Here is a 13,557-nt window from a genome sequence, read left to right on the forward strand (position 1 = left end):
GACGTGACCGGGCTCATCCCGGCATCCGGCCCAGACGCGCACACCGAGCGGCCGTCGTCGCGGCCGGCCTCGCGTGCGACCAGGCCGCGGCGGACCGCCCGGTCGACCAGCCCGCTCACCGACGACCGGTCCAGCCCGAGTGCGGTCGCGCAGGATCCCGAGCAGCCGACGGCTCGCTCTACACCGGAACGGGTGAACTTCCGTTCGTCCCCGGCATCGACGGCGCCGACGCGCGTCGTGATCAGCCCTTGAGCTCCTTGACCTTCGGCGTCGCCCGCACGCCCGAGTGCAGGTACCGCTCCCCCGTCGGCAGCGTGTAGAACGTCACCGACACCCAGCCGCGCATGCCCGCCGGGCTGTACGCGAAGTGCGCCGGGCCGACCGGCACCAGCTCGTCCTCGGTCGTCGGCTCCGGTACCAGCTCGGCGAGCGGGCCGGTGACGGTCTGCCGGATCCACAGCTTCCCCTCGCGGGTGAGGACTTCGGTGCGGACCGACTCCCGCTCGTAGACGCCGAGGAACTCCGAGGCGTCGACGTCGGGAGCCGGCACGGCCGGTTCCAGCGGCCGCGGCATCGCCACGCCCGCCAGCTCGGCGAAGAGCTCGCGGTAGAGCTCCTCGTAGAGGTCGTGGGTGCTGCCGCCGTTGGTGAGCAGCGTGATCGCCAGCCCGTGCCCGGGCAGGATCCGCAGGAAGGCCGCCTGCCCGATCGTGTTGCCGTCGTGGCCGTAGACGCGGTGGCCGTCCCAGCCGAAGCGGATCCAGCCGAGGCCCCACGAATCGCCGAGGGTGTCCTTGTCCGGCATCTCGAACTGCTCTTCGGTCATCGCCTGCGCGGATTCGGCCGAGAGCACGCGCGAGCCGTCCGGGCCGAGGCCGCCGGTCAGGTGCAGGCGGGCGAACGCGAGGACGTCGTCGGTCGACGCCGTGATGAGCCCGGCCGGGCCCGCCGAGCGCTGCAATCCCCACACCGGCGCCGGCTCCGGCTCGGCGTCCCCGGCCGCGACGTGGCCCATCGCCGCGCGCTGCAGGAGCGCTTCCTCCGGCAGGGTGCTCGTCCGCTTGAGACCGAGCGGCGTGAACAGGCGCTCGCGCAGAGCCGCGTCCCAGGTCTTGCCGGTCAGCTTCTCGATCACCCGGCCGACGAGGACGAACCCCGAGTTGCAGTAGGACAGCGTCGCGCCGAGCGGGTGCGTCTGCGCGGCCTGGTCGAGGATCGCGACGTACTTCTCGAGGCAGTCGTCGCCGCGGCCGGTGTCGGTGAAGACGTCGCCGTCGATGCCGCTGGTGTGCGTCAGCAGGTGCCGCAGCGTCACCTTCTTCGTGACGTCGGGGTCGGCGAGCCGCAGCTCGGGCAGGACGTCGGCGATCGGCGCGTCGAGCGTCAGCAGCCCTTCGTCGACCAGCTGCATCGCGACGGTCGCCGTCCACACCTTGGTGATCGAGCCGATCTGGAACACCGAGTCGTCGGTGACCTCGACCCCGGTCGCCTTGTTCAGCACGCCGTGGCTGACCTGGACGACCTCGTCGCCGTCGAGGCGGAGGATGCCGAGCGCCGCACCGGGAACGCGGTGCTTGCGCGCGAGCTCGGCGAGGCGGCGGCGCCAGTGCGCGGCGTCGATCGGCACCCGGACCGGCTGGCCCGGCTCGCCCGCGTGCTGCTCGACCCAGTCGGCGACGCGGCGGTTGAAGTCGGCGCGGTGCGACGGGCGGCCCTCGAGGATGAACAGGTGCGACGCGCCCGGGTAGAGCACCAGCCGGGTGGGCACGCCCTGCTCGCGCAGGCCGGTGAACCACTGTTCGGCCTGCCCGGCGGGGCACCGGTCGTCGGCGGCGCCGTGCACGACCAGCGTCGGCGTGCGCACCTTTTCCACCTGCGCCAGCGGGGAAAGCGCCGCGTAGTGCGCGCGGTTCTCCGCCGGGACGGCCCCGAGCTCGGCGACGCCGAGGTAGTGGCCGCTGTCGGACGTGCCGGCCATGCTGACCACGTCGCTGACGACCCCGCCCGCGACCGCGGCGGCGAACCGGTCGTCGCGGCTGGTGAGGTAGCAGGTCATGAAGCCGCCGTAGCTGTAGCCGGTCACCGCCAGCCGTCCCGCGTCCGCCGTCCCTTCCGCGACGAGCTGGTCCAGCGGCTCGAGGAAGTCCTTGGCGTCGGCCACGCCCCAGGCGCCGACCGCGGCGGTGTAGAACGCTTCGCCGTAGCCGTCGCTGGCGCGCGGGTTGAGCAGCAGGACCGCCCACCCGCGCGCGGCGAGCCGCTGGTGGTAGAGGTGCACGGCGTCGGCGGTCCCGTTCCACGCGTTGTGCGGGCCGCCGTGGATGTCCAGCAGCAGCGGGAGCGGGCCGGTGCGGGCGGGGTCGCGCAGCAGCCAGCCGTGCACGACGGTGCCGTCGGAGACGGTGAACTCCCGCTCCTCGCGCGTGAACAGCTCGACGTCGCCGGGGCCGTGGGCGGTGTGCACCCGCGCCGCTCCCCCGGCGACGTCGACCGTCGCGATCTCGCCGAACGACGCCGGCGTGCTCAGCACGACCGCCGCGGTGGTCCCGGCGACGCTCAGCCCGTCCACGGCGGTTCCGGCCTCGCCGAGGACGCGCCGCGGCTCGCCACCCGCGACGTCGACGGCGTACAGGTGCGTGCAGCCGCGGTCGCGGACGCAGAACAGCACCGCCGAGCCGTCGCCGAAGAGCCGCGGGACCGCGCCGGGGTAGCCCGGGCCGCCCGCCATCACGTTGCGGTCGAGGGACGCGGCGAGATCGACGGTCTCGCCGCCGTCCAGGGGAACGCGCAGCAGCCCGGCGTGGCCCGGCGCGGTGTCGCGGCGGCCGATGACGAGCAGGGCCGCACCGTCCGCGGTCCAGGTGACGGTCCCGCTCATGCCATCGGCCGAGCCGGCCAGGCGCGGCTCCGAGGTCCGGTCACCGGGCTCGAGAACGTAGACGCCCGAACGGAAAGTCAGGTCGGGGTCGGCGTCCAGGGCACCCGGGAACGCCAGCTTCGAGCCGTCGGGCGACCAGGCGGGGTCGCCCGCGTGCCAGTCCCCCGACGTCACCCGGCGGACCTCGCCCGTGGCGACGTCGAGGACGTGGACGTGCTTGCGCAGGGTCCGCAGCAGCCCGGCGCCGTCGGCCTTGAAGTCCAGCCGGTCGGCGACCACCGGGGCGCTCGCGCGGCGGCCCTGCGCGCCGTCGTCTTCGCCTTCCTCGGCGGCGAGGTCGATCGGGGCGCTGAAGGCGATCTCGGCGCCGTCCGGGCGCCACACCGGGGTGCCCGCGCCCAGCGGCAGCGTGGTGACCTGCTCGGGCTCGCCGCCGTCGGCGGGCAGCAGCCACAGCTGCGCCGGACCGTCCTGCGCGCGCAGGAACGCGATCCGCGTCCCGTCCGGCGACCACACCGGGGCCGCGTCGGCGGTGCCGCGGGTCAGCCGGCGCGCCTCACCGCCGTCGGTGGCGACCTGCCAGAGCGACCGGGTGTCCTCGTCCTTCTCGCGGTCGGCGGTGCGCAGCGCGTAGACGATCCGCGTGCCGTCCGGGGAAATCGCCGGCTGCTCGGGGAACTCCAGGGCGTACAGGTCGTCGATGCCGATACGGCGGGTCATGCGGATCTCCTTGTGGGATGACGGGCTCACGCGGCGAAGTGGCAGGCCGCGTGGTGCGGCCGGTGGGCGGCGTCGTCGGCCGGGTCGGCGCTGACGCAGAGCGTGCGGTCGGTGTGCACGAGCGGGCCGATCGGGCACCGCGGGTGGTAGCGGCACCCGGGCGGCGGGTGGTGCGGGTCGGCGGGTTCGGTGTCGGCGAGCGGGTCGCCGCCCACGTCGTCGAGCAGGCCGCGGTGCGCCGACGGCGCGGCGGCCAGCAGGTCCCGGGTGTACGGGTGCCGCGGGTCGGTGAGCACCTGCTCGGCGGGCCCGGCCTCGACGATCCGGCCGAGGTACATCACCGCGACGACGTCGCTGACGTACCGCACCACCGCGAGGTTGTGGGAGATGAACAGCATCGACAGCGCCAGCCGCCGCTGCACGTCCCGGACCAGGTTGAGCACCGCGCCCTGCACCGAGACGTCGAGCGCCGAGGTGATCTCGTCGGCGATCAGGACCTGGGGCCGCCCGGCCAGCGCCCGGGCGAGGGCGACGCGCTGGCGCTGCCCGCCGGAGAGCTGCCCGGGCAGCATCGTGGCCCGTTCCGGGTCGAGCTGGACCAGGTCGAGCAGCCTCGCGACCTCGTCCCGCCGGGCTCCGCGGGACGTGTCCCGGGGCATGGCTTCGGTGATCGACTCGCCGATCGCCATCCGCGGGTCCAGCGATGAGTACGGGTCCTGGAAGACCATCTGCAGGGGGCGGCGCCGGGGCAGCTTCCGGACGTCGACGCCGCCGAGCCGCACCCGGCCCCCGCTGACCGGAGCGAGCCCGACGGCCGCCCGGGCGAGCGTCGACTTGCCCGAGCCGGACTCGCCGACGAGGCCGACGACCTGTCCGGACGGGACGGTCAGGCTGACGCCGTCGACCGCGGTCAGCTTGCCGTAGCGGACGCTCACGGCGTCGAACTCGAGGGCACTCATGCGGCACCTTCCTCGCGTGACTGTCCGGAAAGGACACTGACCTGCGGGTGCCAGCACGCGACCCGGTGCGTGCCGGCGGCCGGTGCCGGCACCGGGTCCTCGTCCCGGCAGCGGTCGGTCGCCAGCGGGCACCGGGCGGCGAAGGCACAACCGGCCGGCACCTGGTCCGGCTCCGGCGGGCGGCCGGGGATCACTTCCAGGGGCGCGCCGCGGTCGGTGTCGAGGTCGACGGTCGTGGCCAGCAGCGCCCGCGTGTACGGGTGCTGCGGCGGGCTTCCGGTCGGCAGGTCCTCGACCACGCGCCCGGCGTACATCACCAGCATCCGTTCGCACGTCTGGGAAACGACGGCGATGTCGTGGCTGATGAGCAGGATCGCCGCGCCTTCGGCTTCGCGGGTGCGGGCGAGCAGGCGCAGCACCTGGCGCTGCACGGTGACGTCGAGCGCGGTCGTCGGCTCGTCGGCGATGACGAGCTTCGGCTGACCCATCAGGCCCATGCCGATCATCGCGCGCTGCCGCATGCCACCGGAGAACTCGTGCGGGTACTGGCGGCCCCGCCGGGCCGCGGCCGGGACGCGCACCGCGGCCAGCCGGTCGATCGCCCGGGCGAACGCCGCTCGCCGCGACAGGCCGTGGTGCTGTTCGGACACCTCGGCGAGCTGCCGCCCGACCCGGCGAGCCGGGTTGAACGACGTCATCGGGTCCTGGAACACCATGGCGAGCGACGTGCCGAGCTCGCGGTCCGAGGCCTTGTCCACGGGCTTGCCGTCGAACTCCAGCCGGTCCGCGGTGACCACGCCGGGCGCTTCGATCAGGCGGGACACCGCCAGCGCGGTCAGGCTCTTGCCGGAGCCCGACTCGCCGACGACGCCGACCGCTTCCCCCGCGCGGACGCTGAAGCTCACTCCGCGGACCGGCACCGTCCACCCGGCCGGGCCCGGGAACGCCACCTGGAGGTTCTCGACGACCAGCACGGCGTCGTCCGGGACCTCGCCGGCGGCCGCGGGCCGCGGGGCCGGCAGCGGGCCCGCCGCCCGCCGCGACGCGCGCGTCCGGACCCCGACCACGCCGGCCACCGTCTCCCCCACCAGGTTGAACGCGAGCCCGGCCAGCACCACGGCCCCGCAGGGCGCGAGCGCGGCCACCGGGTTGACGTAGATGCCGTCCAGTCCTTCGCGCAGCAGCCGGCCCCAGTCGAAGTCCGGTGCCTGCACGCCGATCCCGAGGAACGACAGGCCCGCGAAGGCCAGCAACGCCGAACCGGCCCCGATGGTCGCGTTCACGACGAGGGGTTCCCCGATGTTGGGCAGGACGTGCCGGGCCAGCAGCCGGCTCCGCCCGACGCCGGACACCCGGGCCGCGGCGACGAAGTCGCGTCCGCTCACCGACGCGGACAGCGTCTGCACGAGCCGGGCGAACGCCGGCGCCATCGCGAACGCGATCGCCAGCACCGCGCCCTGCGTGCCGACGCCGAAGATCACCGCGAAGAACAGCGCCAGCAGCAGGCCGGGGAACGCGACCGCGATGTCGACGGCCGCGATGACCAGCCGGCCCGCCCACCGCGGCAGGACCGAGGGCAGCGTGCCGAGCACGACCCCGGTGCCGACGCCGATCGCGGTCGCGAGGACCGCGAGCCCGATCGACAGCCGGGTCGCGACCAGGGTGCGGAGCAGGAGGTCGCGGCCGAGGGAGTCGGTGCCGAACGGGTGCGCGCCCGAAGGGCCCTGGCCGATGGCGTCGGTGTCGATCGCCGCGGCGCCGTCACCCCACACGAGCGGGGCGAGGACCGCCAGCAGGACCACGACGGCCAGCAGCACGGCCGAGCACGCGCCCACCGGGGTGCGCACGGCCGCCACCCACGCCGAGCCCCGTCGTCGCGCCATCTCAGGCCTCCCGGATCGCCGAGCGGGGGTCGAGCAGCCCGAGCAGGACGTCGACCAGCAGGTTGACCAGCAGCACGCCGACGCCGTAGACCAGCACGATCCCCTGCACCAGCGGGTAGTCCTTCGTCACGATCGACTGCACGATCGTCGAGCCGAGGCCGGGCCAGGCGAACACGTTCTCCACCAGGACCGTGCCCGCGACCATCCCGGTCAGCATCAGCCCGCCCAGGGTGAGCGTCGCGGTGAGCGCGTTCGGCAGCGCGTGCCGGACGTAGACCAGCCGCGCGGGCAGCCGCTTCGCCCGCGCGGTGCGGACGAAGTCGGCGCCCAGCACGGAAAGCAGCTCGACCCGGATGATCCGGGCCAGCACCGCCGCCGGCCCGATCGCCAAGGCCGCGACCGGCAGCACGTACGCGCTCACGTCGTCGGCGCCCGCCACCGGGAACCAGCCGAGGCCGACGGCGAGCAGCGCCACCAGCCCGACTCCGACCAGGAACTCGGGGATGGCGGCGACGAGCACGCTCACCGACGTGAAGCCCAGCTCCGCGCCCCGGCGGCGGCCGCCGCGCGTGAGCACCGCGAAGCAGACGCCGAGCGGGACCGCGACGAGCACCACGACGGCGAAGGCCGGCACGGCCAGCTGCAGCGTGGCGGGCAGCCGGTCGCCGATCACCTGCGCGACCGGCTGCCCGCTCACCATCGATGTCCCGAAGTCGCCGGTGACCAGACCGCGCAGGTAGTGCCCGTACTGCACCCACAGCGGATCGTCCAGGCCGAGCGCCTGGCGCCGGGCGGCGACGAGGTCGGCGGGCGCGGTCATGCCGAGCGCCGCCCGGACCGGGTCGCCGGGGACCAGGTGGATCATCAGGAACGCCGCGGTGAGCAGCGCCCACAGCGAGACGGCGAACCGGGCCAGCCGCCGCGCGGCGAACGCCGGCCACGGGCCGCCGCGCAGGCGGGCGGGCGCCGCCGCGGTGGTCACTTCGCGAGCATCCGGATCGAGGACGGCATCAGGCTGCCCTGGCTGAACGTGAACTTCGCGCCGCTGCCGTAGGTCGGCACGACGGAGTCGAAGTAGGGCACCGCGTCCACCCGCTTGACCAGCGCGGTCTCCGCCGCGTTCCAGTCCGGGCAGCTCGCCTCGCCGGGCTTCGACGCCGCCTGCTGCACCGCCTGGTCGTAGGCGGGGTTGGCGATGTGGGCGAAGTTCGTGCCGTCCGGGGCGGCCGGGCCGGAGACGAACGGCACCAGCTGGCTGGGCAGCGCGAAGCCGACCGGGCCGAGGGACACTTCCCACTCGCCGGTGCCGAAGAGCGCCTGGTTGAGGCCCGGGCTGTCGACGCCCTTCAGCGTGACCTCGGCGCCGAGCGACTTCCACATCTGCTGCAGCAGTTCGGCGGTGGGCGCCATCGTCGGGCCGAGCTGCGTGCCGTAGAGGACGGTGAGCGTGAGCCGCTTGCCGTCCTTGGCGCGGACGCCGTCCGCCCCTTTCTTCCAGCCCGCGGCGTCCAGTGCCGAGGCCGCGGTCGCGGGATCGTGGGCGGGCAGGTTGCCGGTGACGGTGTCCCCGGTGCAGACCTTCGGCTCGGCGGTGATCATGCCCTGCGACGGCTTGCCCGCGCCGGCGGTCAGCACCTTGCCCAGCTGGGACAGGTCGAGGCCCTGGGTGAGCGCGCGGCGGACGGCCTCGTCCTGGCCGGGCCGGCCGGTGGCCTGGTTGTAGAAGATCTCGCCGAGCGGGGCGAGGTAGTCGGCGTGGAACAGCTTGCGCCCCTCCAGGCGCTGCCGGTCGGGCCCGTTGATCGCCGCCGCGTTCAGCTCGCCCGACAGCAGCAGGTTGGTGGCGGTGGTGGTGTTCGGGATGACCCGGACGACGACCTTGTCCGGCAGGCCGGTCTCGGCCTTCCAGTCGCCGGGACCCCACGTGTAGTCCTTGCGGCGGGTCAGCGTGTAGTGGTCGTTCGGGACGACCTCGCTGATCGCGAACATGCCGGTGCCGCTCTCGCCCTTGGCCAGCAGCTTGCGGTCGGCCAGTCCCTTGGCGCAGGCGATCGGCACGCCACCGATGTTGCGGAGCAGGAACGCATCCGGCTTCCCGCTGGTGACGGTGATGGTCCGGGTCGCCTCGTCGGCCGTCGCCTTCGTGCCGGGAGCGATGTAGAGACCGGCGATCGGCGACTTGTTGGCCGGGTCGCCGATGAAGTTCACGTTGGCGGCGACGTCGGCGGCGGTCAGCGGGGCGCCGTCGGAACAGGTGACGCCGGGGCGCAGGGTGAAGCTCGCCGTCGTCGTCGTGCTGGCGTCCCACTTCTCCGCCAGCCCGGCGACCGGCTTGCCGTCGGCGGACTGCCCGAGCAGCGAGTCGTAGAGGAACAGGTCGAGCTGGATCGCCACCGAGAACACCGTCATGTGCGGGTCGATGGTGCCCGGGTCCGAGCCGATGCCGAGGCTGAACGTCTTGCCGTCCACCGGGGTGCCGTCGCCGGAGCCCGGGCCGCTGCCCGAGCCCCCGCAGGCGGTCGCGGCCAGGGCGAGCACCCCGAGCACGACCCCCGCCGTCCGAGTCCTGGTCATGGTGTTTCCTTCCGCAGGTGGTCCACGGCGAGGCGGGCGGCCTCGCCGATCGCGGCGTCGACGGCGGGTTGCCGCTCGGCGAGGGAGTCCGCGCGGGTGAAGACGGCGACGGCGAACCGGCGGCCGTCCGGGTAGGACACGACGCCCGCTTCGTTGCGCACCGCGGGCAGGGTGCCGGTCTTGGCCGCGACGGCGACGTCGGAGGGAAAGCCGGAAGAGATCCGGTGCGGCCAGATCTGCCACGCCATCATCGACCGCACCCGTTCGCACGCGGCCGGCTCCGCGGCGCGGTCGGTCCAGATCGCGTCGAGCAGCGTGGTGATCTCCCGGGGCGTGGACGCCGACGTGCGCTCCGGGTCGAGCACCGTGAGCTTCCGGGTCTGCTCGGGCGTCGCGCCGGCGAACACGGCGTCGAGGTCGGCGTCTTCGGCCGCGCCGAGGTCCGCCAGCACGGAAGCGAAGAGGTCCTCGCAGCAGCCGATCAGCCGGGTGTGGCGCAGGTCGAGGTCGGCGAGCACGCGGTCGACGGCTTCCTGGCCGACGCGGTGGAAGACGACGTCGGTGGCGGCGTTGTCGCTCATCGTCAGCATGAACAGCGCGAGGTCGCGCCAGCTCAGCTCGACGTCGTCGGCGCACCCCGCCGTGCCGATCCCGCCGATGCGGTACCGCTTTCCGACGCGGGTCCGGGCGGTCTCGTCGAGCCGGCCCGCGACGACCTCACGGGCGTAGGCGACGGCGACCGGGATCTTGAACACCGACGCGAGCACCACCGGGTCGTCCGCGCCGACGGCCACCTCCGGCCCGCCGCCGACCTCGCGCGCGTGCAGGAAACCGCGTGCGCCGGCCCCGGCGAAGACGTCGGCGATCGCCGTCTCGACGGGACTCACGCGCTGACCCGCCGGTCGGCCCGGCCGGTGTGCAGGTAGAGCGCCCGGCCGGTGCCGTCGTCCCCGACGAAGGCGTGCGGCCGGTACATCCCCTGCATCGGCTCGGCCAGGATCAGCGTGTCGCCGTTCATCGCGACCAGCTCGGTCTTCTCCGGCTTGGCCAGCTCCGCGAAGATCCCCTTCGGGACGCGCTCGACCCAGACGCGGCCGTCGCCGTCCTGGCTGACCGTGATGTCCGCGACGGACGACGCGTACTCCCCGACGTACCGCGTGGCGTCGATGCGCGGTGGGTCCGGAGCCGGCACCGGCAGCACGGCGAGCTCGATGCCGGTCAGCTCCTTCAGGAGGTGGCCGACGACCTCGGTGTACACCGCGACAGGGTGGCCGCCGTTGGTCAGCAGCGCGACGGCGACGTCGTGTCCGGGCGCGAGGCGCAGGAACGACGACTGGCCGATCGTGCCGCCGTCGTGGCCGACGACCCCGCCGTCGTCGAAACCGAAGAGCGACCAGCCGAGGCCCCACGCCCGGCCCATCAGGCCGAGGTCGGGCAGCTCCACCACGCGCTCCCGCATGGCGCGGGCGCTGTCCGCGCTCAGCACGCGGGTGCCGTCCGGGTCTTCGCCGTCCCGCAGGTGCATGCCGGCGAACGTCACGAGGTCACGGGCGCGCATGGCGAGCATCGCTCCGGCCGGGGCGTTGGACGGCGCCAGTGCCCAGATGCCGGCGGGTTCCGGTTCGGCGCCGGGTTCCCGTGCCACGTGACCCAGCGCGGCCCGGAAGCGGATCGCCTCGTACGGGCTCGCGGCGGCGTGCGTCAGTCCCAGCGGGACGAACAGGTACTCGGCCAGGCAGTCGTTGTAGGGCTTGCCGCGCAGCACTTCCACGACGCGGCCGAGCACGCAGAACGCGGCGTTGTTGTAGGAGAACATCTCGCCGGGGGCGAAGAGCTGGGGCACGTCGCCGAGGGTGGCGACGTACTTTTCGACGCAGTCGGCGCCGCGGCCGGTGTCGGTGAAGATGTCGCCCTCGAAGCCCGCGGTGTGGCACGTCAGCTGCCGGACGGTGATCCGCGCGGCGGCGCCGGAGTCGGCGAGCCGGAAGTCCGGCAGGTACTTCCGCACCGGCTGGTCGAGGTCGAGCAGGCCTTCGTCGACGAGCTGCAGTGCCAGTGTCGTCGTCCAGATCTTGGTGATGGACCCGATCTGGAACAGCGAGTCCGTGTCGGCTTCGACGCCGGTGCCCTTGTTGAGCACCCCGGCCGCGTGGTCGATGATCTCGCCGCCGGCGTACACGGCCACGGCCGCGCCGGGCACCCGGTGCTCGGCCAGCAGCGCGGGGAGTCGGCTTTCCAGCCAGGCGGAGAGTTCGGTGAGCTTCGACATGGTTGCCTCTCGTCCGACGATGGGGAACCGGCGATGCGGGGATGCTAGGACGGCGACCGGGGCGGCCGATTCGTCGAAACCGACGAGAACCGGCGAAACTTTCATCGCGGCGGACGAATCACCGCGGCCGCAGCCGCCGGGGCAAGGCGGACCGGGCCGCCGCGTACCCCACGGCGACCCGGATCCGGACCTTCGACGTGGTGACCGCCGCCCGGACCGCGTACTGCCGGGCCCGCGCGATCATCGTGTCCACTGTGGTCATGACGCGAGCCACGACTTCGCGGTGGTGACCTCGGCGAGCCGCGCCGGGATCGGGGTGACGCCGAGGCCGGGCCCGGACGGCACCGGCAGCCGGCCGCCTTCCAGCACGAACGGTTCGGTGATGTCGTCGGTGTAGAACCGGTCCGACGCCGAGGTGTCGCCGGGCAGGGTGAACCCGGGCAGCGACGCGAGCGCGACGTTGGCCGCCCGGCCCAGTCCGGTCTCGATCATCCCGCCGCACCACACCGGGACCCCGTGCGCGGCGCAGACGTCGTGCACCCGCCGCGCCTCCAGGTAGCCGCCGACGCGGCTCGGCTTGATGTTGACGATCCGGCACGCGCCGAGCTTGATCGCGTCGGCGGCCGAGCGGGCGGAGACGACCGACTCGTCCAGGCAGATCGGCGTCCGGATGTGCTTGGCCAGCTCGGCGTGGCCGAGCACGTCCTCCTCTTCGAGGGGCTGCTCGATCAGCAGCAGCTCGAAGGGGTCGAGCCGCTGCAGCTGCGGCACGTCCGAGAGCGTGTACGCCGTGTTCGCGTCGACCTGCAGCAGGATGTCGTCGCCGAAGCGCTCCCGGACCGCGCGCACCGGCTCGACGTCCCAGCCGGGTTCGATCTTCAGCTTGATCCGCAGGTACCCCGTGTCGAGGTAGCCGCCGACGACGTCGAGCAGCTTCGGGATCGTGTCCATGATGCCGACCGACACCCCGCACGGCACGGAGTCCCGGGTGGATCCCAGCGCCGTGCCGAAGGACACGCCGTGGGCGCGCAGTTCGGCGTCCAGCACCGCCATCTCCAGTGCGGCCTTGGCCATCCGGTGGCCCTTGAACTTCGCCAGCAGCGGCGCGACCTTGTTCGCGGTGAGGTCGCCGGCCGCGAGGAGCGTGGGCACGAGGAACGTCCGCAGCACGTGCTCGACGCCGTCGACGTACTCGGACGAGTAGAGCGGGTCGACCATCGCGCCGCACTCGCCCCAGCCCTCGCCTTCGGACGTCACCGCGCGCAGGAGCAGCAGTTCGCGTTCGGCCTGCGTGCCGAACGACGTCCGGAACGGCGCGACCAGCGGCATCCGGACACGCAGGAGTTCCACCCCGGTGAGTTTCACGACGACTGCTCCTTCGCGACCACGTACCAGCCGGCACGATCGAATCCGACGACCGAGGCGCCGCCGGCCAGCAGGCCGCCGAGCACCTCCCGCAACGCGACCCGCCACGCCCGGCCCCGCCCGGGGTCGGCGCGCCGGAGCGCCTCGATGTCCGGCGGCACGGCCACGAGCACGACCGGCGCGTCGGCGGGCCCGGTGACCGGGTCACCGCCGGGGCCGGCGGCCAGCGCGACGGCGGCGCCCCGGGCTTTCAGCGTGGCCGCGTCGAGCCGGGCCGGCTCGCCCTCGGCGGCCGCCCGCACGGCCGGGCTCGCCAGGTCCCAGACGGCCATGAGCCGGTCGGTGTCGCCCCCGCTGTTGATGCCGTCCTCCATCGGGCCGTAGAAGTCGGGCAGGTACTGCTCCGCGCGGGCGGCGAGCTTGGTCAGGTTGAAGTGGGCGTTGCGCCGCACCAGCGGGTCGAACGTCCACGAGATCACCGGGACGTCCTGGCGCAGGGCCCACGCGCGCTGGTGCAGCTTGAGCGCGAAGCCGATGCCGCGGCCGTACCCGGCGGTCGCGACCCCGGCGATGTGGCTGTGCAGTCCCCCCTTCGCGGGCCCGCCGAAGAACCCGAAGCACGCGCCGAGGAGGTCGGGCCCGTCGAACGCGCCCGCGACGTAGTTACCCGCCGAAACCATGGCGCGCAGCAGTTCGGGCGTCACGAGCTGGTTGCCGGGGGCCGGGCGCCAGATCGACTCGAAGAGCCGGGTCACGGCGGTCAGGTCGGCGACCTCGGCCAGGGCCCGGACCTGGACCCCCGAGGCCGTGGCGGCGGCGACCGCGCTGGCGGCCGCCTCGTCCCGCAGCGGCGGGGCTGTGTTCGTCACGACTTCTGTCACGCCTCCGATCCTGTCCGGAGGCCGCCGG

Annotated in this window: 10 protein-coding genes; all 10 read right to left on the reverse strand. The window is 74.0% G+C overall.

From position 1 onward, the window contains the following. Window positions 1-241 precede the first annotated feature (241 nt). The 10 genes from AB0M83_RS16810 to AB0M83_RS16855 all read right to left on the reverse strand — a co-directional run bounded on the left by AB0M83_RS16810 (window position 242) and on the right by AB0M83_RS16855 (window position 13,529). Entirely contained in the window at window positions 242-3,598 is a 3,357-nt protein-coding gene (locus AB0M83_RS16810; RefSeq protein ID WP_364517852.1) for a serine hydrolase, read from the reverse strand. A gap of 26 nt (window positions 3,599-3,624) precedes the next feature. Continuing rightward, a complete protein-coding gene (locus tag AB0M83_RS16815; RefSeq protein ID WP_364517854.1) occupies window positions 3,625-4,557 on the reverse strand; it encodes an ABC transporter ATP-binding protein in 933 nt (310 codons plus the stop codon). Continuing rightward, the gene (locus tag AB0M83_RS16820; protein WP_364517856.1) at window positions 4,554-6,440 is read right to left on the reverse strand and encodes a dipeptide/oligopeptide/nickel ABC transporter permease/ATP-binding protein; all 1,887 of its coding nucleotides are present in this window, start codon (window positions 6,438-6,440) and stop codon (window positions 4,554-4,556) included. Before AB0M83_RS16820 ends, AB0M83_RS16815 begins: the two co-directional genes overlap by 4 nt. Window position 6,441: 1 nt before the next feature. Beyond that, the gene (locus tag AB0M83_RS16825) at window positions 6,442-7,422 is read right to left on the reverse strand and encodes an ABC transporter permease (protein WP_364517858.1); all 981 of its coding nucleotides are present in this window, start codon (window positions 7,420-7,422) and stop codon (window positions 6,442-6,444) included. Next, on the reverse strand, window positions 7,419-9,014 hold the full coding sequence (locus AB0M83_RS16830; RefSeq protein WP_364517859.1) for an ABC transporter substrate-binding protein: 1,596 nt from the start codon (window positions 9,012-9,014) through the stop codon (window positions 7,419-7,421). The genes AB0M83_RS16825 and AB0M83_RS16830 overlap by 4 nt, the downstream gene beginning before the upstream one ends. Beyond that, on the reverse strand, window positions 9,011-9,901 hold the full coding sequence (locus AB0M83_RS16835) for a serine hydrolase (RefSeq protein WP_364517861.1): 891 nt from the start codon (window positions 9,899-9,901) through the stop codon (window positions 9,011-9,013). The genes AB0M83_RS16830 and AB0M83_RS16835 overlap by 4 nt, the downstream gene beginning before the upstream one ends. Then, window positions 9,898-11,283, reverse strand: a complete 1,386-nt coding sequence (locus AB0M83_RS16840; protein ID WP_364517863.1) for a serine hydrolase domain-containing protein — start codon at window positions 11,281-11,283, stop codon at window positions 9,898-9,900. Before AB0M83_RS16840 ends, AB0M83_RS16835 begins: the two co-directional genes overlap by 4 nt. A gap of 118 nt (window positions 11,284-11,401) precedes the next feature. After that, entirely contained in the window at window positions 11,402-11,545 is a 144-nt protein-coding gene (locus AB0M83_RS16845) for a hypothetical protein (protein WP_364517865.1), read from the reverse strand. Then, window positions 11,542-12,648 carry an o-succinylbenzoate synthase gene (menC, locus tag AB0M83_RS16850; RefSeq protein WP_364517867.1) on the reverse strand — a complete coding sequence of 369 codons (1,107 nt, stop codon included), beginning with the start codon at window positions 12,646-12,648 and terminating at the stop codon, window positions 11,542-11,544. Before menC ends, AB0M83_RS16845 begins: the two co-directional genes overlap by 4 nt. Continuing rightward, window positions 12,645-13,529 (reverse strand): GNAT family N-acetyltransferase, encoded by an 885-nt coding sequence (locus AB0M83_RS16855; protein ID WP_364517869.1) that lies wholly within the window; start codon window positions 13,527-13,529, stop codon window positions 12,645-12,647. The genes menC and AB0M83_RS16855 overlap by 4 nt, the downstream gene beginning before the upstream one ends. Window positions 13,530-13,557: the final 28 nt, after the last annotated feature.

The organism is Amycolatopsis sp. NPDC051106, from assembly GCF_040682775.1.
Taxonomy (GTDB): domain Bacteria; phylum Actinomycetota; class Actinomycetes; order Mycobacteriales; family Pseudonocardiaceae; genus Amycolatopsis.